We start from the raw sequence: 23,060 nt of genomic DNA on the forward strand, positions 1-23,060 counted from the left end.
GCCCATGTCTGTGCGTCAATCAATCATTAGTTGTCTGTACCTGTTACCCATGGCCTCAGTCAGTGCACAGGCCGCGGAGACCCTGGCGCAGGCAGATAAGACCGTAGGGCGTGTCAATGTCGAGCCGGTATCCGGCGGCACCCTGGCGCAGGTCGCCCTGGGTCTGTTGCTGGTGTTATGCCTGATCCTTGCGGTTGCCTGGTTATTAAAACGCGTGGGTGGCTTTTCCGTTTCGGGCAACGGTGCCTTGAAGATACTCGGTGGGCTTTCGATGGGTGCCAGGGAGCGCGTGGTATTGATGCAGGTCGGTGAAGAGCAAATCCTGATAGGTGTCAGCCCGGGACGTGTGCAGACCCTGCATGTGCTGAATAAGCCTGTTGTCGACACGGCCAAGGCCAATACCGAGATTGGTTTTGCCGATCGCCTGGCGGAGGCACTGGGGCGGAAGCGCGAAGCATGAAGGCCTTAATGATAAAAACTTGTCTGCCGTTGTTGTTCCTGTTGGGTATGGCAGGCAGCATGCCGGCACTCGCCGAGCAGGGCCTGACGGCACTAAGCGTGACAACAAATGCCGATGGCGGGCAAAAGTATACGCTGAGCATTCAGGTGCTCATGTTGATGACGGTGCTGACCTTATTGCCGGCAGCGTTAATGATGATGACGGCCTTTACCCGTGTCGTCATCGTCTTGTCGATTTTGCGTACCGCACTGGGTACGGCACAAACCCCAACCAACCAGATTATTATTGGCCTGAGCCTGTTTATGACTATTTTTATTATGTCGCCGGTTATCAACACGGTAAACAGTGATGCCGTGCAGCCTTACCTCAACGAAAAAATCGGCGCCGTCGCGGCGCTGGAGCTGGCGCGGAAACCGATTGCCGACTTCATGATGAGACAGACCCGCGAGGCCGACATCGATTTGTTTGCAGGTATTGCCGGTATCGAAAACCTGGAGTCTCCGGATGATGTGCCGTTCTCCGTTCTGATCCCGGCCTTTGTTACCAGTGAACTTAAAACGGCCTTCCAGATCGGGTTTTTGCTATTCATTCCCTTTCTGGTCATAGACCTGGTTGTTGCCAGTGTCCTCATGGCGATGGGGATGATGATGCTATCACCTTTGATTATTTCCTTGCCGTTCAAGATTATGTTGTTCGTGCTGGTAGATGGCTGGTCGCTGGTGTTGGGAACACTGGCCTCGAGTTTTTACATATAGGTTATCGCCATGTCACCGCAAGACGTATTACAGATCATGCAAAACACCCTGCAAGTCATCGTTATTATGGTTTCGGTGGTGTTGTTACCGGCGCTGGGTATTGGTTTGCTGGTGAGTATGTTCCAGGCGGCGACACAAATTAATGAAATGACCTTGAGTTTTATTCCGAAGCTGTTGGTCACCTTGTTAACCCTGGCCCTGGCCGGACCATGGATGTTGCGCTTGTTGATGGACTTCACCAAGCGCTTGATTGAAAACATTCCCTACGTCATAGGTTAATCAACTCATCCGGGGCATCGTTGAACGCGTATGAACTTCACGAGCACTGAAATACTGGCACTGGTATCTGGCTATTTATGGCCGCTGTTTCGTATTGCTGCGATGGTTACAGCCGCTCCTTTGCTCGGTACACGGATGTTGCCAATGCGCGCGAAATTATTGTTTGCGCTGGCCCTGACCATCGTCATTACCCCGGTGATACCTCCCCCCCCTGCTATTGAAATGTTCAGCATGGCAGGTTTTATCGTTGTGCTACAGCAGGTGTTGATAGGTATGGCAATGGGTTTCGCCCTGCAACTGGTGTTTGCGGCATTTGTTCTCGGTGGTCAGGTGGTTGCCCTGACCATGGGCCTGGGTTTTGCCTCCCTGAATGACCCCGCAACCGGTGTGATTGTACCGACAGTCAGTCAACTGTATTCCATTTTTGTCAGCCTGGTGTTCTTTGCCATCAATGGTCACCTGGTCATGATAGAGGTGATCGCTGACAGCTTTTATTCCTTACCTGTCGGGATGACGGGCATTAGCCTGGACAGCTTGTGGCTGTTACTGAAATGGACTGCCTATATGTTTTCGGGTGCGGTACTCATCGCCTTGCCGGCAGTGGCTTCGATGCTGGTGGTGAATGTCGGTTTTGGTGTAATGACCCGTGCCTCGCCGCAGTTAAATATTTTCGCCATCGGTTTCCCGGTCATCATGACACTCGGTTTTGTCGTGATCCTTATATCCTTGCCGAGTATTATTCCGCAGTTTGAGACCCTGCTCGATGGTGCCTTTGTGCTCATGCGCAGCCTGGTAGGGGGGCGCTAGCATGGCTGAGCAGGGTGGTCAGGAACGGACAGAACAACCAACACCAAAACGCCTCAATGACTCACGGCAAAAAGGGCAGATCGCCCGTTCCCGTGAACTCAACACCACCGCGGTTTTGCTGACGGGGGCCGCGGCGATGTTGTTGCTCGGCGACAGTCTCATGCAGGGCATTAGCGACGTCATGACCCGGGGTCTGATGCTGGAGCGCAGTCAGGTATTTGATACCACGGCAATGTTAAGGCTGTTGGAGGCCCGCGGTATCGACGCCTTGCTGACCCTTAGCCCCTTGTTTGTATTGCTGGTGGCCTCGGCCTTTCTGGCGCCGATGGCCCTGGGTGGCTTTTCCTTCAGCGTTCAGGCCCTGGCCTTCAAGTGGGACAAACTTGACCCGATCAAGGGTCTTGGCCGTGTGTTTGCCTGGCGCGGGCTGGTCGAACTGCTCAAGGCCCTGGCCAAGTTTCTGATTATTGGTGCCGTCACGGTGACCTACCTGTGGACGCATATTGGTGATTTCCTGCAACTCGGCAACATGGGTATCGAGGATGCCCTGTCACGGGTCGGTGACTTGTTGTTCTGGTCCTTTCTGGCGATCAGCAGTGCCCTGATCCTGGTGACCCTGGTTGATGTGCCGTTCCAGTTATGGGACCACAAGCGTCAGCTCATGATGACCCTGCAGGAAGTAAAGGATGAACATAAGGAAACCGAGGGGCATCCGGAGGTCAAACAACAAGTTCGTAACCTGCAGCAACGTATGGCCGAACGCCGCATGATGCAGGAAGTGCCGAAGGCCGATGTGGTCGTGACCAACCCGAGTCACTATGCGGTAGCGCTTAAATATGATCAGAATTCAATGGTCGCGCCACGTGTGGTCGCCAAGGGCGTAGACCTGGTTGCAGCCGAAATTCGTAATGTCGCACGCGATAACAATGTGGCAGTGGCCACGGCACCGCCACTGACCCGCGCCTTGTTCTATAGCACCGAGCTGAATGAAGAGATCCCGGCGGGTCTGTATCTGGCCGTGGCACAGGTGCTGGCCTATATCTACCAACTGCGTGAACGCAGTGGTTATAAACCGAGTGAGACGATCGAGCTGCCGGATGTACCGATCCCGGATGACCTGCAACATGACTGATGTCATGCCTGGTATTTAAGAGAGATACGCGATAATGGAACAGGTAACAATTCTTAATGGGCTACGCAGTGCCAGCCAAAGCGGTTTGGGCGCACTGTTCATGGTACTGGTCATGCTGGCGATGATGGTCGTGCCGCTGCCGCCGTTTCTGCTCGACATCTTATTCACCTTCAATATTGCCCTGGCACTGGTGGTATTGCTGGCCGGTATCTATACCAAGCGGCCGGTCGACTTCACGGCCTTCCCGACGATATTGTTGATTGCCACCTTGTTACGCCTGGGTCTGAACGTGGCCTCGACGCGTGTAGTGTTGCTGGAGGGACACACCGGATCGGATGCCGCCGGTGAGGTGATCTATGCCTTCGGTGATTTTGTCGTGGGTGGCAACTATACCGTCGGTCTGGTGGTGTTTGCGATCCTCGTTATTATTAATTTTGTCGTCGTCACTAAGGGCGCGGGTCGTATTTCGGAAGTGAGTGCGCGTTTCACCCTCGATGCCATGCCGGGCAAGCAAATGGCGATTGACGCGGACCTGAACGCCGGGCTTATCGACCAGGATGAGGCGCGTAAACGCCGTAGTGATATTGCCCATGAGGCAGACTTCTATGGTTCCATGGATGGTGCCAGTAAGTTTGTGCGCGGTGATGCGATCGCCGGGATCCTGATCCTGTTTATTAACATTATCGGTGGTCTGTCCATCGGTATGGTGCAACATAACCTGCCGTTCTCTACCGCCATCGAGTATTACACCTTACTGACCATTGGTGATGGCCTGGTTGCCCAGATCCCTTCGCTGGTCCTGTCGACGGCAGCGGCGATCACTGTTACGCGAACCACCTCCGAACAGAACATGGGGCAGAATATCCTCACTGAGCTGTTCGGTAACCCACGTGCCCTGTTTGTGACCGCGGGTATCATCGGTATCATCGGCCTGATTCCGGGCATGCCAAACCTGGCCTTCCTGACCTTGGCCGGACTAAGTGGTGGCGCTGGCTGGATGATCCTGCAACGCAAACAAAATGCCTCGCACCGTGAGGCCGCTGAGGCCGCCGTTGAGGCACAGACGCAACCGAGTCCTGAGCAGCTGAGTGAGAACAAGGAACTGAGCTGGGAAGATGTGGTGCCGGTTGACATTATTGGTCTGGACGTAGGTTACAAACTGATCCCGCTGGTTGATAAAAAGCAGGGTGGACAGTTACTCACCCGCATCAAGGGCGTGCGCAAGAAGCTGACCCAGGAGCTGGGCTTCCTGATCCCCTCGGTGCATATTCGCGACAAGCTCGACCTTGAACCCGGTCATTATTCGATCTCGCTTATGGGCGTGCCCGTCGGTGAGGCCGAGATCTATCCGGAACGGGAAATGGCCATTAACCCGGGTCAGGTCTTCGGTGTCATCGACGGTATCATCACCAAGGACCCGGCCTTCGGCCTCGATGCCCTGTGGATCAACCCGGCACTACGCGATGAGGCCCAGACAATGGGCTATACCGTGGTCGATGCCAGTACCGTGATAGCCACCCACCTGAGCCAGATCCTGCACAGCCATGCGCATGAATTGCTGGGCCGTGAGGATGTGCAGCAATTACTCGATAATCTTGGCAAGGTGGCACCGAAACTGGTTGAGGGTTTTGCCCCGGAGACCCTGCCTATCGGGGTGGTACAGAAGGTCCTGCAGAACCTGCTCGAGGAGCGGGTGCCGATCCGCGACATGCGGACGATCGTCGAGACTTTGGCGGTAGCAGGGGCCCAGAGTCAAGATGCTGCCACCCTGACCGCCCAGGTGCGCGTCGCCCTCGGTCGATCAATTGTCCAATATATCAATGGCATGGCAGATGAGTTGGCTGTTATCACACTGGATCCAACTTTGGAACAGATGTTGCAAGAGTCACTACTGTCAGTCAACGATAGCGGTGCCGGGCTTGAACCCGGGCTCGCCGACCGCTTGCTCAAATCCTTGCAGGATTCGGCGCGGCAGCAGGAGACAGCAGGGAAAAACCCTGTACTGGTGGTCTCTCCGGCATTGCGGTTACTGATGGCGCGTTTTGTGCGCTATGCGATTCCGGAGTTACACGTACTGGCATTCAGTGAGATCCCGGATACCAAGCAGATACGTATTGTGGCCAGCGTCGGGCGTGAATAGATCCCAGAGCGATAACATTTGACTCAGGCCTCAGGCGGCAGGGGTCAGGAGCAAGACAGAATGAAAATAAAACGATTCTTTGCCAAAGACATTAGCGGGGCGATCCGCAAGGTGCGTGAAGAACTGGGAGCGGATGCCGTGATCCTCTCCAATACCGAGGTTAGTGGTGGTATTGAGATCGTTGCCGCGATTGACTATGACGAGGCCCTCTTCGATGGCCTGGGTATGCAGGGCAGTCAGGGTCATTCATCTCGTTCTTCCCATCCAGAGCCTGAGCCGGTACTTGCGAAGGCCACGGCCAGCCAATCAACCCGTCAGCCAGATGGCAAACCCACCCTTGAGGTGGTGGCAAGCCCCGCCGCCGAATCGGCGCAGAGGCCGGCCGTGAAGATCGAATGGTCCCAGGAGCCAACCCTGGTAGAGATGCGTCGTGAAATGCAGAGCCTGCGTGGCATGATGGAGAACCGTTTGACCGGCCTGGCCTGGGGCGAGCAGGCCCGCAGTCGACCACAACATACCCGCCTGTTGCGCGAACTTCTCAATATTGGCCTGGACCCGGCACTTTGTCATGAACTGGCCGCCGAGCAGGATGAGGGTGACGATTACGATTATATGTGGCGTGAAAGCCTGGGTCGTCTGGCCCAGCGCCTGCCGATCAGTGATAGCGATATTCTTGATGAGGGCGGGGTGATTGCCCTGCTCGGACCGACCGGTGTCGGCAAGACCACCAGCATTGCCAAACTCGCCGCCCGTTATGCCTTACGCCATGGCAGTCACAACGTGGCCCTGGTAACGACCGACAGTTACCGTATTGGTGCACATGAACAACTGCGTATCTATGGTCGTATCCTCAATGTGCCGGTACGCATTGCCAACGATGGCCATGAACTGCATGAAACCCTGGCCAGCCTGCAAGACAAACGCCTGGTGCTGATCGATACCGCCGGTATGAGTCAGCGCGATATTCGGCTCTCAGAACAGATTGCCGTTATCCATGAGGGTTCGCCGATGGTGCGCAGTTTCCTGGTGCTGTCGGCGACAACACAGTTCACGGCCCTGGACGAGGCGGTGAAGGTGTTTGCCGCGGCAGAGCCGGAGGGTTGCATCATCACCAAGACCGATGAGGCCAGTAGCCTGGGTCCGGTATTGTCCGTGATTTATAAACATAATTTGCCGGTGGCCTACGTCGCCGATGGCCAGCGTGTGCCGGAAGACCTGCGACTGGCCCGTGCGCATAATCTGGTAAAACAGGCGATGGAACTCAAACAGGACGAAGAACGTATGCTCGAACAGGACCTGCTGGCCATGGCCGCGGAAGGACAGGGCACCCATGTACATGGCTGAGGCACGTATTGATCAGGCTGCGGGTATGCGCCGCATGACGCAAGCGAAGCCTGTGCGGGTGATCGCTGTTGCCAGTGGCAAGGGTGGGGTGGGTAAAACCAATGTCTCTGCCAATCTGGGCATGTCGATGGCGGCGATGGGCAAGCAGGTCATGTTGCTGGATGCTGACTTGGGCCTGGGTAATGTGGATGTCATGCTTGGTGTACACCCTGTATACAATTTGTCGCATGTGATCAGCGGTGAACGGACACTCGAAGAAGTCATTGTCGAAGGCCCGGCTGGTTTACAGATTGTCCCTGCCGCCTCCGGTATCAAACGCATGGCCGAGCTTAAGCCAGGAGAACATGTTGGCCTGGTGCGTGCCTTCAGTGAACTGAATAACGATGTTGAGGTGTTGATTATCGATACCGCAGCCGGGATCTCAGACAGTGTCATCAGTCTGACCCGTGCCGCCCAGGAAGTACTGGTTGTGGTTTGTGATGAACCCGCCTCCATTACCGACGCCTATGCATTAATAAAGGTATTAAACCAGGAACATGGCATCGATAAGTTCCATGTGCTGGTTAACATGGTGCATAGCGTACAACAGGGACATGATTTGTTTGCCAAGATGCTCAAGGTGACCGACAAATTTCTTGATGTCACCCTCGATTTCATAGGCACGGTCCCTTATGACGATTACTTGCGTAAGGCGATTCAGCGTCAGCGCGCGGTGTGTGATGCTTATCCGCGTAGCCGTTCGGCACTGGCCTTCAAGAAACTGGCGCAGGTAATCGATAAATGGCCCATGCCGGGATCGGCACGTGGGCATCTGGAGTTTTTTGTCGAACGGCTGATTCAGAATAAATCTGATCAATGGCTTGTGGAGAATGTGTCATGAACGGACTTGCAATGTATACAGATAACCAGGGACTTTCATCTGAGCAATTGATTATCGAGCATGCGCCGCTGGTCAAGCGCATCGTTTACCACATGATGGGACGATTGCCTGCCAGCGTCTCAGCGGATGATCTGACCCAGGCCGGGATGATGGGTCTGCTGGAGGCCTCGCGTAATTACGATGCCAGCCAAGGTGCCAGTTTTGAAACCTATGCCGGCATTCGTATCCGTGGTTCCATTCTTGATGAGGTGCGCAAAAATGACTGGGCACCACGCTCGGTCTACAAGAAGGCCCGTACGATCTCCGAGGCGGTTCGCAAGGTTGAGAATCGTGAGGGTCGTGATGCCCGTGACATTGAGGTCGCCGAGGAACTGGGGCTCAGCATCGGGGAATACAACCAGATGTTGCAGGATGCCAGCGCCCAGCGCCTGACCAGCTTCGATGAGGTGTCCGGCCAGGGCGAGGCCATCATCAATAGCCTGGTTGGCGAACATGCCGAGCCGTTTGAGGGCGTACAAAAGGGTGACTTTCGTCAGGCACTGGCAGAATCCATTGCCGGCTTGCCGGAGCGTGAGCGTCTGGTGATGGCCCTATACTACGATGAAGAGCTGAATTTACGTGAAATTGGCGAGGTTCTGGGCGTCACTGAGTCGCGTATCAGCCAGATCCACAGCCAGGCCATTCTGCGCCTGCGGGCCAGAATGACCGATTGGGTCACAGACGGCTAAACCATTTCGGTCAGCTGCCGACAGTATAGATATATCGGGCCTTTTTGCCCATACTAATTATGTGTATTTTGTATAATTGGGCGACTAAGACGGGAGGTTGCTTTGGATAAGAATATGAAGATCCTGGTTGTGGATGATTTTTCGACCATGCGTCGCATCATCAAGAACCTGTTGCGGGATCTCGGTTTTAATAACACCAGCGAGGCCGATGATGGTCAGACTGCGTTGCCCATGCTGCAGTCCGGAAACTTCGATTTTCTGGTGACCGATTGGAATATGCCGGGCATGACCGGTATTGAGTTACTCAAGGCCGTGCGTGCTGATGCCAAGCTGTCTTCCTTGCCGGTATTAATGGTTACCGCCGAGCAAAAGCGTGAGCAGATTGTTGAGGCGGCACAGGCTGGTGTTAATGGTTATATCGTCAAACCGTTCACAGCAGAGGTACTACGCGAAAAGTTGAACAAGATCTTTGAGCGTGTCGACGGCTAGTGAGCGGAGATTAGTGATGGAAGAACAGAACGAACAAAAAGAACTGAGCGAATTTTATCTGAGCAAGGTGCAGTCTCTACTTAGTGAAGTCGAAGCGGGAAATACCCAGGCGGCGGACCGGATTATTGAGGAATTGGCACGTGAGCGTGATAAGAACATGTTTCAGGAAATCGGTAAACTCACCCGCGAGTTACACGAGGCCCTGAACGGTTTTCGCCTTGATGCAGAGCTAACTGAACTGGCCGGTAAGGACATTCCCGATGCTCGCGAGCGCTTGCAATATGTTATTACGATGACTGAGCAATCGGCCAATAAGACATTGAATGCGGTAGAAGAATCGATTCCGCTTTGTGACCAGCTGGAGGCGCGCAGCAAGGATGTCCATGATCGCTGGCAACGTTTTATGCGTCGGGAGATGGAACCTGATGAGTTTCGTGAGATGTGCAAGGAAATTGATGATGTACTCGAGAAACAGCACGAAGGTTCAGCACAGCTAAAGTCAGCATTGACTGAAATACTGATGGCGCAGGACTTTCAGGATATTACCGGGCAGATCATCAGCCGGGTCATCACGCTGGTATCTGATCTGGAAAACAGTCTCGTCAAACTGATTAAAGAAAGTGGCGCTCTGCTTGCTGACGGTGAGGCTATAGAACAATCCAAGAGTGGTCGCGACAGTCTCGATGGTCCTCAGGTGCCGGGACTTGTCAGCGAAGGGGCGGTATCCGGGCAGGATGAAGTCGATGACCTGCTTTCCAGTCTTGGTTTTTAAGATTTATTAGGGAGTGTCAGAATGTCTTTTGATGCCGATGACGAAATTTTACAGGATTTTCTTGTTGAGGCAGGTGAGATCCTGGAGCAGCTCGGTGGTCAGCTAGTCGATCTTGAGCAGAGCAGCGGTGATTCCGATCTGCTGAATGCTGTATTTCGTGGTTTCCATACAATTAAGGGCGGCGCCAGTTTCCTGAGTCTGGAGCCGCTGGTGCAACTCTGTCACCGTGCCGAGGATGTCTTCAATGCCTTGCGTAATGGTGAGCGCAGTGTCGATGCACAACTCATGGACATCATCCTGCCGGTTCTGGACAGCCTTAATGATATGTTTGATCGGCTCAAGGCGGGCGAATATCCCCCGGATGCCGACCCGGCGCAACTACAGGCCCTTGATGCCCTGCTGCAGGGCGATAGCGCCCCGGCAGCAGCGGAACCGGTTGCCGTGTCAGCCGATGCCGCCGATGATGAATTTGAGGCCATACTGGAAGCGGCCCAGGATAAACCGGCTGCCGTTGCCGATACCCCAGCGGCCACTAGCTCAGACGAGATCAGCGATGATGAATTTGAGGCCTTGCTCGACGAACTGCATGGCAAGGGCCAGTTTAGTGCTGTACCAGATGCACCAGAGGCCAAGGTCGAGGCACCGAAGCCCACGGGTGACATGATTAGCGACGATGAGTTTGAGGCCTTGCTCGACGAATTGCATGGACAAAAGGCTGCCCCCGGTGCCAAGCCGGATGCCCCGGAAGTGGCTGCCGCCGAGCCAGCAGCGGCCAAACCTGCAGAGAAGGCCCCGCCACCTGAGGCGGTGGCAGAAAAACCGGCCGCCAAGCCGGCTGCCGCGCGCGAGGCCGCAGCACCGCAAGGCGAAACCACGGTACGTGTCGACACCAAGCGCCTCGATGACATCATGAATCTGGTGGGAGAACTCGTGCTGGTGCGTAATCGTTTGTCGACACTACAGAGTACAGTAGAGAATGAACATGTCTCTTCTGCCGTCGCAAACCTCGATGTGGTGACGGCAGACCTGCAAAATGCGGTAATGAAGACCCGTATGCAGCCTATCAAAAAGGTATTTGGTCGCTTCCCGCGTGTGGTACGTGACCTGGCACGCGCGCTTAATAAAGAGATCGTCCTTGAAATGGAAGGCGAAGACACAGACCTCGACAAGAACCTGGTTGAGGCCCTGGCCGATCCCCTCGTGCATCTGGTACGTAACGCGGTTGACCACGGTATTGAAATGCCGGATGCGCGTGAGACTGCGGGCAAGTCACGTGCCGGCACCGTGTTATTAAAGGCCTCTCAGGAAGGTGATCATATTGAATTGACCATTGCCGATGACGGCGGCGGTATGGACCCGGATAAGCTGCGCGGCATTGCCGTGTCCAAGGGGCTCATGGATACCGATGCCGCCGGGCGTCTGTCAGATCATGAATGTTACAACCTGATCTTCGCCCCCGGCTTTTCGACCAAGGAACAAATCTCGGATATCTCTGGCCGTGGTGTGGGCATGGACGTGGTGAAGACGCGTATTGTGCAGCTAAACGGCTCGGTGGAGATCGACTCCAAGCTGGGTGAGGGTAGCAGCCTGGTTATCAAGGTACCGTTGACCCTGGCGATCATGCCAACACTGATGGTAGTACTGGGCGAACAGGCCTTTGCCTTGCCGCTGGTGAATGTCTGCGAGATCTTTGACCTGGACCTGAGCAAGACCAATATCGTCGATGGCCAGCAGGTTGTGGTCGTCCGCGACAAGCCGTTACCACTTTATTATCTGAGTGAGTGGCTGGTTGAAGGACGTAGTCGGGCCGATCGCAAGACTAATGGCCATGTTGTGATCGTCGGTGTCGGTACCCAGCGTGTTGGTTTTGTTGTCGATGAACTACTGGGTCAGGAAGAAGTAGTGATTAAACCGCTGGGCAAGATGATCCAGGGTACGGATGGGCTGGCCGGTGCAACCATTACCGGTGATGGCAATATCGCACTGATCCTCGATGTGCCGGGCCTGTTAAAAGCCTATGCACGAAAATATTAAGGGCTGAATTTTATGGCTGTACGCGTTCTGGTTGTGGATGACTCGAGTTTTTTCCGGCGTCGAGTCACGGAAATGTTGTCATCTGATCCCCGTATTGAGGTGATTGGAACGGCTGCCGATGGTGCCGAGGCAGTCAAGCAAGCCGAAGCCTTAAAGCCGGACGTGATTACCATGGATATCGAGATGCCGGTCATGGATGGCATCACGGCGGTGCGACGCATTATGCAAAAAATGCCCATCCCGATCCTGATGTTTTCCTCGCTGACTACCGATGGGGCCAAGGCGACACTTGATGCCCTGGATGCCGGAGCCGCGGATTTTCTGCCGAAAAAGTTTGAAGACATATCCAATGACCGCGATGAGGCCCGACGTATACTTTGCGCGCGAGTGCGTCTTATCGGCGCCAAGGGACTGGCCAAACCAGCGGCGACGGCTGCAGCAGCAACACCGATCAAAGCGGCAGCGGCCCCGGCGCGTCGTCCGCAGCGCGGCAATTATGACCTGGTGGCGATAGGGACCTCGACAGGTGGGCCTGTAGCCCTGCAGGACGTGCTGACAAAATTGCCGGGGAATTTCCCTAAACCGATCATCCTGATCCAACACATGCCGGGCAGCTTTACGCCGGCCTTTGCACAACGTCTTGATGGCCTCTGCCAGATCCAGGTCAAAGAGGCCGCTGACGGCGATCAGCTCAAACCGGGCCTGGCCCTGCTGGCGCCGGGCGGCATGCAAATGCTACTGGAGTCCCGCGGCGGGGCGGTTGTGGTGCGGATCAAGGAGGCCGAGGCCAGCCAGACTTACAAACCGAGCGTTGACCTGAGTTTCAGTTCGGCGGCCAAGGTCTTTCCAGGCAAGGTACTGTCTATCATTCTCACCGGCATGGGCGCCGATGGCCGTGAGGGTGCGCGGGAATTGAAACAGGGCGGCTCGAAGTTATGGTCGCAGGATGAGGCCAGTTGTGTAGTCTATGGCATGCCTGCCGCCGTGGCTGAGGCCGGTTTATCTGATTACGTATTGCCCCTGAACGAGATTGGTACAAGCCTGGCTCAGGCGGTGTAGGGCCTAAATGGATATTCTCAGTCTCATCGGCGTGATAGTTGCTCTCGGTGCCATTATTGGCGGAAATATCCTTGAGGGCGGACATACCCGATCTCTGGTGCAACTCACGGCCTTTGTGATCGTCATGGGCGGTACGCTGGGCGCGATTCTCTTACAAATACAAATGCCGGTGTTTACGCGCGCCATGCGTATGACCATATGGGTGTTTTTACCACCCAAGGTCGGTAGTGCCGAGGCGATTGAGCGCATTGTCGACTGGAGTAATACGGCACGTAAGGAAGGCCTGCTGGGTCTTGAATCCATCGCCGAGTCGGAAAGCGATACCTTCTCCAGCAAGGGTCTGCAATTGCTGGTGGACGGTAGTGAGCCGGAGGTGATCCGTAAGATCATGGAAGTGGAGATTGATGTCAAAGAGCACCATGACACCCAGGCCGCGAAGGTATACGAAGGCATGGGCGGTTATTCGCCGACTATCGGCATCATCGGTGCGGTCATGGGCCTGATCCATGTCATGAACAACCTGGCCGACCCGAGCGCATTGGGTCCGGGGATCGCGGTGGCCTTCGTCGCGACAATTTATGGCGTTGGCATGGCGAACCTGTTTTTTCTGCCCATGGCCGCAAAGCTCAAGGCCATCATTCATCAGCAGACTCAGTATCGTGAAATGATCCTGGAAGGGGTGATCTCGATTGCCGAAGGTGAGAACCCGCGTAATATTGAGACCAAGCTGCAAGGTTACCTGCACTAAGTGACAGGATGAACCACCATGGCCAGAAAACAAAAACATGAGGAGCACGAGAACCACGAGCGTTGGCTGGTGTCTTATGCCGATTTTATAACGCTGTTGTTTGCGTTTTTTGTAGTGATGTATTCCATTTCTTCGGTGAACGACGGCAAGTATCGGGTGCTTTCTGATACCCTGGTAGCGGCCTTCAAAGACACCGGTCGTCGTATGGACCCGATTCAGATCGGTACGCCTTCGAAGATGCTTAACCCATTGAGCCATGGTGTGATCAGCCCGCGAGTCAGTGAAAGACCTCAGGCGGCCATTCAACAGGTGCAGAATGCCGCCGGCCAATCGGAAACCGGCAGTGGTCGGCCGGACGTTACCGGGGCCACTGCCGGTTCAACCCATCTGCAGACCACGCCAGGCAGGGGTGGGCCACAAGAATCACTGGATGCCCTGAGTGAAGAAGTGCAGAACAATATGGCCTCAGTGATTGATCAGAGCATGATGACCCTGCGGCGTCACAAGGATGCGCTGGAGATCGAACTCAAGTCGAATATCCTGTTCTCGCGGGGTCGGGCCCGCCTGTCTATCCCTGCCGAAAAGATTTTGATCCGTCTTGCCTCGACCCTGGCAAAATTTCCCAACGCGGTACAGATCGAAGGGCACACCGATGACAAGTTTTACAGTTCGGGTCTGTACCCGAGTAACTGGGAATTGTCTTCAGCACGTGCTGCCGCTGTTGCCCACTTGTTTACCGAACACGGCATGGACCCGGAGCTGATGTGGGCCGTAGGTTATGGTGAGTATCGTCCGAAGGTAGAGAACCTTAATGATGAAATGCGCGGTCAGAACCGTCGTGTCGTACTCATGATCCGCCCGAACTTGTCGGGCCTTAAAAAGGCCGATACGGCGCAGACCGATGCGAGTGTATTGAATAATGCCTCAACCACAGCGGACCCCGGGGCGGAGACCAAGGCGGGGGAATTGAACCGACTAAGCCAACCGATGCTGGAAAAGGCCGCCGGGACGGAGACCGAGGTCGAGGAGTTGAATACAGAGTCCCAGCCGATGCTGGAAAAGGCCACTGAGCCGTCAAGCGAGACAACACCCCTGCAAGGTACACCGGTCGAGCCGGTGATCGCGCCGATTCAGTTACCCTTCCCCGTACGTCCGGCGATAGGCGGGAACGGGCAATGAAGGTCTGGGCCATCGCCAATCAGAAGGGTGGGGTAGGCAAGACCACCACCGCGGTGAGCCTGGCCGGGCTCCTGTCGCAGGCTGGCCACCGTACCCTGCTCATGGATGCCGACCCGCACGGTTCGATGAGTGTGTATTTCGGCAATGACCCGGATACCACCCCGGGCGGCCTGTATCAGCTGTTTCATGACTTTGACACCTTAAGTACACAGTCTGTGCGCAATATTATTTTGCGCAGTAATTATGACAATATCGATATTATGCCCGCCTCCAGTTCGATGGCCGCACTGGATCGACAAATGGGTACGCGTAGTGGCATGGGACTGGTATTCAGCAAGGCCCTGGGCCTGATCGATGAAGATTATGATTTTGTCTTGATCGATTGTCCGCCCTTGCTGGGTATCCTGATGGTGAATGCGCTGGCCGTTTGTGATGAACTGCTGGTGCCGGTACAAACTGAATTCCTTGCCCTTAAGGGGCTTGAGCGTATTGTGCATACCCTGCATATGATCATGCAGTCACGTAATGAGATTTTGCATTACACTGTGGTGCCGACACTGTATGACCGACGGACCAATGCCTCGCGTGGGGCGCTGGAGGCCTTGCAGGAACAATACCCGGAAACACTGTGGCCGGGTGTGATCCCGGTGGATACCCAGTTCCGTGAGGCCAGTCGCGTCGGCGCGCCGTTGTCGATGATGCTACCGGAATCACGTGGTGCGCTGGCCTACAGCAAGCTGCTGGAATACCTGCTTGCAGACAACCGCGCCGTTTCACAGTCGGTGGTGAACTCATGAATACACGCACAGAGGCCGATAAAAAGCTTATCGGGCTGGTAGAGCCCAACGAGGTATTGACGGATTACCTGAATGCCTTGCTGGGTGAAGTAGAGACCCGGGAGGCCCTCGAACCGGCGACAGAGGTCGTCACTGAAACGATCGCCGAGCCGCTGCTGCCCGAACCTGAGATAGCCGAGGCAGAACACCACATCCCTGAACAGCTTGAGGTGAATAGCGGGACAGATGGGCAGTTAGCGACCCGCGTCGAGGCACCATCGGCTAAGGCTGATTTCCAGATACTGCTCTTTCATGTGGCCGGGATTACCCTGGCGGTACCACTGGATAAACTGGATGGTATTCTGGAGTGGAATGAAGAGGTCACGCCGATGCCCAACCGATCGCCATGGTTTCTTGGCTTGCTGCCTGAACGTGGTAACCAGATCAAGATCATCGACACGGCGATGCTGGTGGTGCCGGAAAAATTTCGGGTTAATCACCGTCGTGAAGATATGCAAAAGATCATCCTCATCGGCGATGGGCAATGGGGGCTGGCCTGTGATGGGGTCTCCGAGGTGGTCACCCTCAGCCATGATCAGGTCCGATGGCGGGGTGAGGGTGGTACACGTCCCTGGTTGGCGGGCACGGTTGTCGAGCAGATGTGCGCCCTCCTGGATATAGAGCAATTTGTTGAGCTATTGAGTTCGGAAAAACTGGAGCCTGCCAGCTAGGATTTGGCACGAAAACTGCTTTATTTTACTTAAACAGGCAAAGTGACGGCTTTTTGGCGGGTTTTTTTCAATTCTCACCAAGGGCCTGAATAAGCAAAGATTGATAAATGAAGAGGTCGTAGTCATGACAGAGGCTGCAGAACTGACAGACGATATTATGTTGCAATGGGTCACTTTCCGGCTCGAGGATGAATTGTATGGCATTAATGTCATGCAGGTGCAGGAGGTGCTCAGATATACCGAGATAGCCCCTGTGCCCGGCGCGCCGGATTATGTGCTTGGCATTATCAACCTGCGAGGCAATGTGGTCACCGTGATCGATACACGCCGCCGCTTTGCACTCATGGACCGTGAGATTGATGACAATACGCGGATCGTGATCATTGAGGTGGATGGACAGGTTGTTGGCCTGCTGGTCGATAGTGTTGCGGAGGTGGTCTACCTGCGCGAATCAGAGATCGAAAAGGCCCCGGAAGTCGGTAACGACGAAAGTTCCAAGTATATCCAGGGTGTGGTCACCCGCGAGAAGAGCCTGTTGATCCTGGTGGATGTGAACAAGTTGCTCAGCGGTGATGAATGGCAGGAGATGGCCGAGTTGTAAGCGGCTAGTTGCGTAAATGGTCGAGATACGTGATGTCAGACCATTAGGCCCGATTTGGCATAAACGGCCGAATGAGTCGGTGCAGAAGAGTGAGGATAAACCCTCCTCAGAACAAGACCCGGGTAAGCAGCAGGAAAAGGACGATGATGAGGATGACGGGCGTCCACACGTGGACGAGTATGCCTAGGTCTGCAGGTAGCGTTACAAGGGTAGAGGCTGATGAATATTGAAACACTGACAAGCTTTCAGCTATTGATAGCAGCATTTTTTATTGCCAGCCTGATCTTGCACCTGCTGCAAGTCGGTCGCCTGCGCCGAAATAAACATCAACTTGCCGCTATGCAGGCAAACATTCAGGGCCTCAGCAATGATTTACGCGCCATGTTCAGCGCCTCTGTTGGCCTGGATAAACGTGTGGCACGCATCGAAAAAAAGGCCCGGATGCAGGCTGAACGCCAGGATAAACTGGAACTACATGAGCCCAACCTTCAGGTATATGGTCAGGCGGCAAGATTGGTGCGCAAGGGTGCCGATCTGGATGAGGTGGTCAATACCTGCGGTCTGTCACGCGGCGAAGCAGAATTGATCCTGTTTCTGAATGGCGAGCATAACGTCACGCAAGCTACACACTGAACGTCAAACTACCGTCAGGGATGGCAGTTCCCCGGTCGGCTGGCCAACGTAGTGGCCCTGCAAATAATCAATTCCATAGTCGCCTAACATTGTTGCCAGATCCCGGTTTTCGACGTGCTCGGCAACCACTTGCATCCCCAGGGTATGACCGATATCAATCATCGAGCGTACCAGGGCCTGATTGGTAGTGTCCTGCTGAAGGTTGTGAATAAATGTGCCATTAATCTTCAGATAATCCACCGGGAAGTGTTTCAGGTAGTGGTACGAATTGAATCCCGTGCCGAAGTTATCAATTGAAAAGCGACACCCCAGTTCGTGCAGACGCAATACCATACTCCGGCTCTGCTCGTATTCTTCGATGACAGCGGTTTCGGTAATCTCAAAGATGAGTTTTTCACCCGCCACACCCGTTTCCTCCAGGAGTGACTCAATCAGACCAAGCAATGAGTGGTCATGGAAGGCATGGACCGAGAGGTTGATGCTGATGCACGGTCGTTCGCGTCTGGGGCAGGTCGCCAGCTTTTCGATGATATGTCGGATCACCCAGCGGTCGATTTCATGGATCAGGCCACGTCGTTCGGCGACCGGGATAAAGGCGGCTGGTCCGATCAAATTCTCGCCGTCCTGTAAACGCAGCAGGGCCTCGTGATGTTCAACCTGTTGTGTCTGCGTATTTAGAATAGGCTGGAAGAGCACGGTAAAATTATTCTTTAACAGGGCGGCACGAATGTGTTGCAAGCACTGGCTATCCTGCTGGTGGAGTAATACTTCGTGGTCAGAGGGGGTGTAGAGGTGCAGGGTATTGCGGCCATTGAGTTTGGCGGCATAACAGGCCTGGTCGGCCTGGGCGAGGATGTGACTGGCCGGGCATGCAATATCGTTGGCAATTACAGACAGGCCGATACTGGCTGTTAACGGATAGAACCTGTCGTTATAGATAAAGTCATATCTGGAGCAACGCTCCAAGTATGCCTGCCCCACCTGCATGGCCTGCTGTTGTGAGGTGTTTTCAAGTAATATGGCGAAGTTGTCGGCACCAATGCGCGCAATGACTGCGCGGGCGCCGAAGTGCTCACGTAACAAGAGTGAAAAATCTATCAACAACTGATCACCGGTGCTATGCCCCTCACAATTGTTGATGATCTTGAAGTGGTCTATATCGATATACAGTAGGGCGCTATCCTTACCCTGATAACGGGCGCTCATGATCGCCTGCTCCAGGACTTGTTCCAGGCGACGTCGGTTAAACATGCCGGTCAGATCATCGTGATTGACCAGGTATTTCAGCCGTGCCTCGGCTATCTGATATTCATGCAGCTGATGTTGCAGGAGTTGTTCATGATGCAGGCGCATATCGCGTTCACGTTTCTGGGTCAGGGCGGAAGTGACCCGGGGTATCAGCTCCACACTGCGCACGGGTTTGAACATGATATCCGTGGCTCCGTTCTCAAAACTGGCATGGGCTGCCTCTTCACGCCACTTGTTTTCAGAGGTGATCATGATGGTGGGGATGCGTTGCCACTCTTCACGGGTTTGCATGGCACGGCAGACACTGAAACCATCTTTGCTGGGCATAATGATATCCAGCAACACCAGATCAATTGCACAATCGCCGGCCTTACTGTTTTCTTCAAGGTGCCTGAGGGCCTTGCTGCCGTCTTCTGCTGTGAGGATGTTGGAAAACCCGCCGTGCTCAAGGATGGCGCGGATGAGGATAATATTGGTGGGCATGTCATCGACAACGAGGATGCGCATGTCGCGTAAATCGTCCATGCGGGCCTTGCCAGCGCCCGCTCGTCGCCCTTGTTCTGAGGGCGGGCTGGTCGGGGATAAGGTGTGCTTTTTCAGCATTGAAAATCCATATAATTTGGTTTCTAAAGGCTCAACCAGACCGACTGTAATCGGCGGCCTTACCACTGATAAGATAAGCGAAGGCAATCACTTCGGCAACTGTAATATAGAGTTCACGGGGGATTTCATCACCGATATCCAGCCTTGAGAGCAGGGCGGCGAGGTCGGCATCTTCATGCATGGGGACATCATGTTCACGTGCCAGCTCAAATATGCGTTTGGCAATCTCATCAGAGCCCTTGGCCGTGATCTTGGGGGCATTCTTGCCGTCGTATTTGAGTGCGATGGCGCGCGTGACCTCCTCCGGGACAGGACCACCGACGACCTCGCCGTGCAGGCTGCGGTGCTGGTGATTAGGCTTCTTCATACCCTATGCCTCGGTGCGCACCAGTCCGCTGGAGGCGGGCTGGTCCATGGTGTTGTGTGCGCTGCCGGTAGTAAAACTAAACGCGACACTTTCGAGTCCCGCCAGCTGTAATCGTTTTTTGAGCAGGCCGATATGATGACGAAACAGTTCGGTCGTAGCCGGGTCTTCACTCTTGAACTCCGTGCTGAGCAGACCGCCGCGGACACCGATAAGGGCCTGTACCTTGCCTATTTGCGGCAGGTCGAAATTGATAACGGCACGCCACTGATGCTGATGCTCTTTTTGTTGTTGCTGGCTGGTTTCCTGTTCGATGCGGATACCGATATTGGTGAATTGTTGCTGATAGAAGACCGGTAACTCTGTATTGATAAGGGTGCGTACGGGTTCGTCACCGGGCATGGCGCTGAGTTGGTGGTGCTGAATCCGCGCCAGCCCGGCCTCGAGCTGGTTGAGGATATCGGCGGCGATCCGTAACAATGCCTGGGCCGGGGTCGCGGCGGTGTTACCGGTATTAGCGGTGACCACGGGGGACACCTTCGGTGTGGTCGCCAGTCCGGCCGGTAACAGGCGCTCGAGTAAGTGTTGCAAGCCCCCGAGTAAGCCCTTGCCCTGGCCAGGGTCTGCTGGGGCCGGCGACAGCAGTGGCGGCAACAGGGGGCGTGATGACGGGGTCAGCGGTGCTTGTCCGGCGAGTTTGCTGTTCGCGGCATTGACTAAGGCATTATACAGTTCAAGCCCGGCAGGCTGCTTAGTGGCATTGCCCGGTAGCCCGTTCGAGGTGGACTGCGGGGCACTGGTCTGTTGGGATTGCCATTGCAGGACCTGCCGGGCCAGACGCAACAGGCCGGCCTTGAGGTCCTGCAGGGTGTTGGGAGGCGGCTGGCCTGGCGCAGTTTGTAGCAGACGGGCCTCCAGTTGCGGGCCAGACTGATTCAGGGCCAGGCGTAGGCCCTCAGGCCTGGACAGCGTGGTCAGGTTGGGGCTGTGCTGAATCAGTTGGCCAATGGCCTCACGAATGGGTCGAGGCAACTGTTCTGCCCCGGGTTGTGCCAAGGCCCGCTGTAATTGCGTAAAGACCTCGGCCAGGGGTTTTTGCCTGGGCAGGGCACTACGCCAGGCACTGGCAAGGGTTTCCAGTTGTTGTGCCGCCTGACGGGCGCGTAACAGGGGGCCCTCGCTGGAGTTTTCCACTTGCAGCGACAGGGGCTGGCCGGGGGCGAGGTTTAGCGGTGACTTGACCCGCAGGGTTGCCGTGCCAATCCGCAGTTCTGCCTCGCCACCGGGCAAGAGCCGTTCCACACTGGCCTGCAGGGTTTGCCCCGGAGGTAATTGCTGTAGCAGCTCGCTGGGGCGAGAGGGGGTCAGCAGGGGGTGAGCTGACAGGATGTTGGGACCAATTGTACTCATGACGGGCTATACCGGTGTTGTTTGAACCGTTATTATGACTAGTATATATAAAGTATAGGGACTTGCCCGATTACTCTGATTAAAGTGATGTAAAGCGTATGAATGAGCAGATAGGCGGTCGTTGGTATACAAGGCGCGGGGGTAAGGTCAGCGGGCCTTTTGCCGCGGGCCTGGTCAGTCGCCATATTCTCGTCGGTCGTCTCGACCCCAAGGATGAAGTTAGCAACGACAAGGAAAACTGGCGGCCGATCATCAAAGTCCCTGAATTGATCCCCGAGGTCATGAAAGGGGATCAGGATGACCCCTTCATTCATGAGCGTTTACTCGCGGCACAACGGTGGGCAGATGAGCGCCTGCAGGCAGACCGACGCCTGCAACAGGAAAATAGCGAATTTGCCGGGCAGCGTCGTGAGGGTGATCGACGTGAGGGTGAGTTTGATGAGGTGCTCGGGCATCGTGGTGTGCTCCGCGACCGTGAGCTGGATATCAATGCCGAAAATACCCGTCTTGGTTGGGTATTTCTGTTACTGGTCCTGATCAGTATAGGGTGGGGTGGGTATTATGCCTACCATAACCGGCCGGAAGAGGTGGTGATTGACTGCCTGGCTAAACCGCTACCGGGTGTGAACTGGCAAAACTGCAGCTTGCAGGGTAGCGAGCTTAATGCCGTCGACCTGACGGCGGCAAACCTGCGTAATACCAACCTTACCGGTGTGCATTTGCAATCGGCTATGTTGACGACGGTGAATGCCGACTTTACCAATATGAGTCTGGGTAAACTGGCGAATGCCGATTTGAGTCATGCCAGCCTGCTGGGGGCGAATCTGCGCAATGCTGATCTGCGTAATGCCAATCTTGAAAATGCCAACCTGTCTTTTGCCAATCTGAGCGGGGCCAACCTTGAAGGCGCCAACCTGCAAGGCACCATCCTGCATAAGGCCATCTGGACGGATGGTAGCAACTGTGCGGAAGGCTCGGTGACAGTGTGTAGCCAGCCCTAGATAAGTTGTACTGCGTGGGTCTCCAGCCGCTTACTTCTCGGCGACAATATAACAGACCCAGCCGGCATCGGCCTCACCGACCTCGGTGGCTTCATAGTTGCCATCGCCTTCACCGTCTTCATCTTCGCCTTCCCAGTAGGCCTGTACTTTGGCAAAACCGGCCTCTTTGAGCAGTTCAAGCAGCTCCGGCATGGTCCACAGACGCCACTCATAGGTGAAGGCCTCTTTCATTTTTGAACCATCAGGAAATTCGAAGTGAATATGGCAGACATAATCACCGTTAATCGGATTGTATTCTGACTGGTCCCAGGTATAGGTGAAGTCATCGTGCTCGGTGCTTTCTTCCAGCAGACGGAAGGCTTCGTAACCACCGAAACAATCGAGAAAGAATATACCATCATCCTTCAAAACTTCATGAATGCGCTTGAAGTAACCTCGCAGGGTGTCACGGTCCTTGAAACACCAGTAGCTGAAGTTCATGGCCAGTACCGCGTCCATCGGCTCGGTCTTCACGGTCAGGACGTTATCTTCCAACAGCGTGACGCGGGAAAGTTGCTCGTCGTTGAGCTTTGAAAGGTTGTGTTCACGCCCCCATTGCAGCACCTCCGGGTCCAGGTCGACACCAATGGCCTTGTTATCGGGACGGCGTTGTACCCATTCACAACAGACCTGCGAGGTGCCGGAGAAGTCCTCGCGCAACAGGCGCATCTTGCGGCCGCGAATGGCCTCGAAGGTCTCGTCGACAAAATCGATCTCGGTTTCGGCGTTTTGCACAGCCTCCTGGTAGAAGACATGGCGGTCGGCCTGTTCGGCCATGGTTGGGCCACTTTGTTGCTGTGCGCTGGATTGCTTGCGTTGTTTTCGTGATTGCTTAGCCATAATGTTAA

The 23,060-nt window shown here is 55.0% G+C and carries 25 protein-coding genes; 21 read left to right on the forward strand and 4 right to left on the reverse strand.

What is annotated here, in order from left to right:
- Positions 1-4 precede the first annotated feature (4 nt).
- The 20 genes from fliO to EL386_RS04460 all read left to right on the forward strand — a co-directional run bounded on the left by fliO (position 5) and on the right by EL386_RS04460 (position 17,547).
- Positions 5-460: a flagellar biosynthetic protein FliO gene (fliO, locus tag EL386_RS04370; protein ID WP_126453795.1), complete on the forward strand. Its 456-nt coding sequence runs from the start codon at positions 5-7 to the stop codon at positions 458-460.
- Between the two features lie 8 nt (positions 461-468).
- Positions 469-1,215 (forward strand): flagellar type III secretion system pore protein FliP, encoded by a 747-nt coding sequence (gene fliP, locus EL386_RS04375; protein ID WP_420856722.1) that lies wholly within the window; start codon positions 469-471, stop codon positions 1,213-1,215.
- Between the two features lie 9 nt (positions 1,216-1,224).
- The gene (fliQ, locus tag EL386_RS04380; protein WP_126453799.1) at positions 1,225-1,494 is read left to right on the forward strand and encodes a flagellar biosynthesis protein FliQ; all 270 of its coding nucleotides are present in this window, start codon (positions 1,225-1,227) and stop codon (positions 1,492-1,494) included.
- Positions 1,495-1,524: 30 nt separating this feature from the next.
- Positions 1,525-2,301 carry a flagellar biosynthetic protein FliR gene (gene fliR / locus EL386_RS04385; RefSeq protein ID WP_126453801.1) on the forward strand — a complete coding sequence of 259 codons (777 nt, stop codon included), beginning with the start codon at positions 1,525-1,527 and terminating at the stop codon, positions 2,299-2,301.
- A 1-nt stretch (position 2,302) separates the two neighbouring features.
- Positions 2,303-3,433 carry a flagellar biosynthesis protein FlhB gene (gene flhB / locus EL386_RS04390; RefSeq protein WP_126453803.1) on the forward strand — a complete coding sequence of 377 codons (1,131 nt, stop codon included), beginning with the start codon at positions 2,303-2,305 and terminating at the stop codon, positions 3,431-3,433.
- 34 nt (positions 3,434-3,467) lie between these two features.
- On the forward strand, positions 3,468-5,573 hold the full coding sequence (gene flhA / locus EL386_RS04395; RefSeq protein ID WP_126453805.1) for a flagellar biosynthesis protein FlhA: 2,106 nt from the start codon (positions 3,468-3,470) through the stop codon (positions 5,571-5,573).
- A gap of 60 nt (positions 5,574-5,633) precedes the next feature.
- The gene (gene flhF / locus EL386_RS04400; protein ID WP_126453806.1) at positions 5,634-6,917 is read left to right on the forward strand and encodes a flagellar biosynthesis GTPase FlhF; all 1,284 of its coding nucleotides are present in this window, start codon (positions 5,634-5,636) and stop codon (positions 6,915-6,917) included.
- Complete coding sequence (locus tag EL386_RS04405) at positions 6,904-7,797, forward strand: MinD/ParA family protein (protein ID WP_476756005.1); 894 nt, start codon at positions 6,904-6,906, stop codon at positions 7,795-7,797. Before flhF ends, EL386_RS04405 begins: the two co-directional genes overlap by 14 nt.
- The gene (locus tag EL386_RS04410) at positions 7,794-8,525 is read left to right on the forward strand and encodes an RNA polymerase sigma factor FliA (protein WP_126453810.1); all 732 of its coding nucleotides are present in this window, start codon (positions 7,794-7,796) and stop codon (positions 8,523-8,525) included. Before EL386_RS04405 ends, EL386_RS04410 begins: the two co-directional genes overlap by 4 nt.
- Positions 8,526-8,639: 114 nt before the next feature.
- A complete protein-coding gene (gene cheY, locus EL386_RS04415; RefSeq protein ID WP_476756007.1) occupies positions 8,640-9,014 on the forward strand; it encodes a chemotaxis response regulator CheY in 375 nt (124 codons plus the stop codon).
- A 16-nt stretch (positions 9,015-9,030) separates the two neighbouring features.
- A complete protein-coding gene (locus EL386_RS04420; protein ID WP_126453814.1) occupies positions 9,031-9,786 on the forward strand; it encodes a protein phosphatase CheZ in 756 nt (251 codons plus the stop codon).
- A gap of 21 nt (positions 9,787-9,807) precedes the next feature.
- Positions 9,808-11,820, forward strand: coding sequence for a chemotaxis protein CheA (locus EL386_RS04425; RefSeq protein WP_126453816.1), 2,013 nt, complete (start codon positions 9,808-9,810; stop codon positions 11,818-11,820).
- Between the two features lie 12 nt (positions 11,821-11,832).
- A complete protein-coding gene (locus EL386_RS04430) occupies positions 11,833-12,879 on the forward strand; it encodes a protein-glutamate methylesterase/protein-glutamine glutaminase (protein WP_126453819.1) in 1,047 nt (348 codons plus the stop codon).
- Positions 12,880-12,886: 7 nt separating this feature from the next.
- Positions 12,887-13,627: a flagellar motor protein gene (locus EL386_RS04435; protein ID WP_126453821.1), complete on the forward strand. Its 741-nt coding sequence runs from the start codon at positions 12,887-12,889 to the stop codon at positions 13,625-13,627.
- An 18-nt stretch (positions 13,628-13,645) separates the two neighbouring features.
- Complete coding sequence (locus EL386_RS04440; protein WP_126453824.1) at positions 13,646-14,806, forward strand: flagellar motor protein MotB; 1,161 nt, start codon at positions 13,646-13,648, stop codon at positions 14,804-14,806.
- Entirely contained in the window at positions 14,803-15,603 is an 801-nt protein-coding gene (locus EL386_RS04445) for a ParA family protein (protein WP_126453826.1), read from the forward strand. Before EL386_RS04440 ends, EL386_RS04445 begins: the two co-directional genes overlap by 4 nt.
- Positions 15,600-16,313 (forward strand): chemotaxis protein CheW, encoded by a 714-nt coding sequence (locus EL386_RS04450; RefSeq protein ID WP_126453827.1) that lies wholly within the window; start codon positions 15,600-15,602, stop codon positions 16,311-16,313. Before EL386_RS04445 ends, EL386_RS04450 begins: the two co-directional genes overlap by 4 nt.
- Positions 16,314-16,437: 124 nt before the next feature.
- Complete coding sequence (locus EL386_RS04455; RefSeq protein WP_126453829.1) at positions 16,438-16,914, forward strand: chemotaxis protein CheW; 477 nt, start codon at positions 16,438-16,440, stop codon at positions 16,912-16,914.
- Positions 16,915-16,930: 16 nt separating this feature from the next.
- Positions 16,931-17,101 (forward strand): hypothetical protein, encoded by a 171-nt coding sequence (locus tag EL386_RS15580; protein WP_172597612.1) that lies wholly within the window; start codon positions 16,931-16,933, stop codon positions 17,099-17,101.
- Between the two features lie 32 nt (positions 17,102-17,133).
- Positions 17,134-17,547, forward strand: coding sequence for a DUF2802 domain-containing protein (locus tag EL386_RS04460; protein WP_126453831.1), 414 nt, complete (start codon positions 17,134-17,136; stop codon positions 17,545-17,547).
- Positions 17,548-17,550: 3 nt separating this feature from the next.
- Here the strand turns inward: EL386_RS04460 and EL386_RS04465 are convergent, their stop codons facing one another.
- The 3 genes from EL386_RS04465 to fliK all read right to left on the reverse strand — a co-directional run bounded on the left by EL386_RS04465 (position 17,551) and on the right by fliK (position 21,172).
- Positions 17,551-19,320, reverse strand: a complete 1,770-nt coding sequence (locus tag EL386_RS04465; RefSeq protein WP_172597613.1) for a two-component system response regulator — start codon at positions 19,318-19,320, stop codon at positions 17,551-17,553.
- A 109-nt stretch (positions 19,321-19,429) separates the two neighbouring features.
- A complete protein-coding gene (locus EL386_RS04470) occupies positions 19,430-19,765 on the reverse strand; it encodes an EscU/YscU/HrcU family type III secretion system export apparatus switch protein (protein ID WP_126453835.1) in 336 nt (111 codons plus the stop codon).
- A gap of 3 nt (positions 19,766-19,768) precedes the next feature.
- Entirely contained in the window at positions 19,769-21,172 is a 1,404-nt protein-coding gene (gene fliK, locus EL386_RS04475; protein WP_126453837.1) for a flagellar hook-length control protein FliK, read from the reverse strand.
- Positions 21,173-21,270: 98 nt separating this feature from the next.
- Between fliK and EL386_RS04480 the strand changes: the two genes are divergently transcribed.
- A complete protein-coding gene (locus EL386_RS04480) occupies positions 21,271-22,173 on the forward strand; it encodes a pentapeptide repeat-containing protein (protein WP_126453839.1) in 903 nt (300 codons plus the stop codon).
- A gap of 30 nt (positions 22,174-22,203) precedes the next feature.
- Here the strand turns inward: EL386_RS04480 and EL386_RS04485 are convergent, their stop codons facing one another.
- Entirely contained in the window at positions 22,204-23,052 is an 849-nt protein-coding gene (locus EL386_RS04485; RefSeq protein WP_126453841.1) for a class I SAM-dependent methyltransferase, read from the reverse strand.
- Between the last annotated feature and the right edge of the window lie 8 nt (positions 23,053-23,060).

It is taken from the genome of Sulfuriflexus mobilis (genome assembly GCF_003967195.1).
GTDB lineage: Bacteria > Pseudomonadota > Gammaproteobacteria > AKS1 > AKS1 > Sulfuriflexus > Sulfuriflexus mobilis.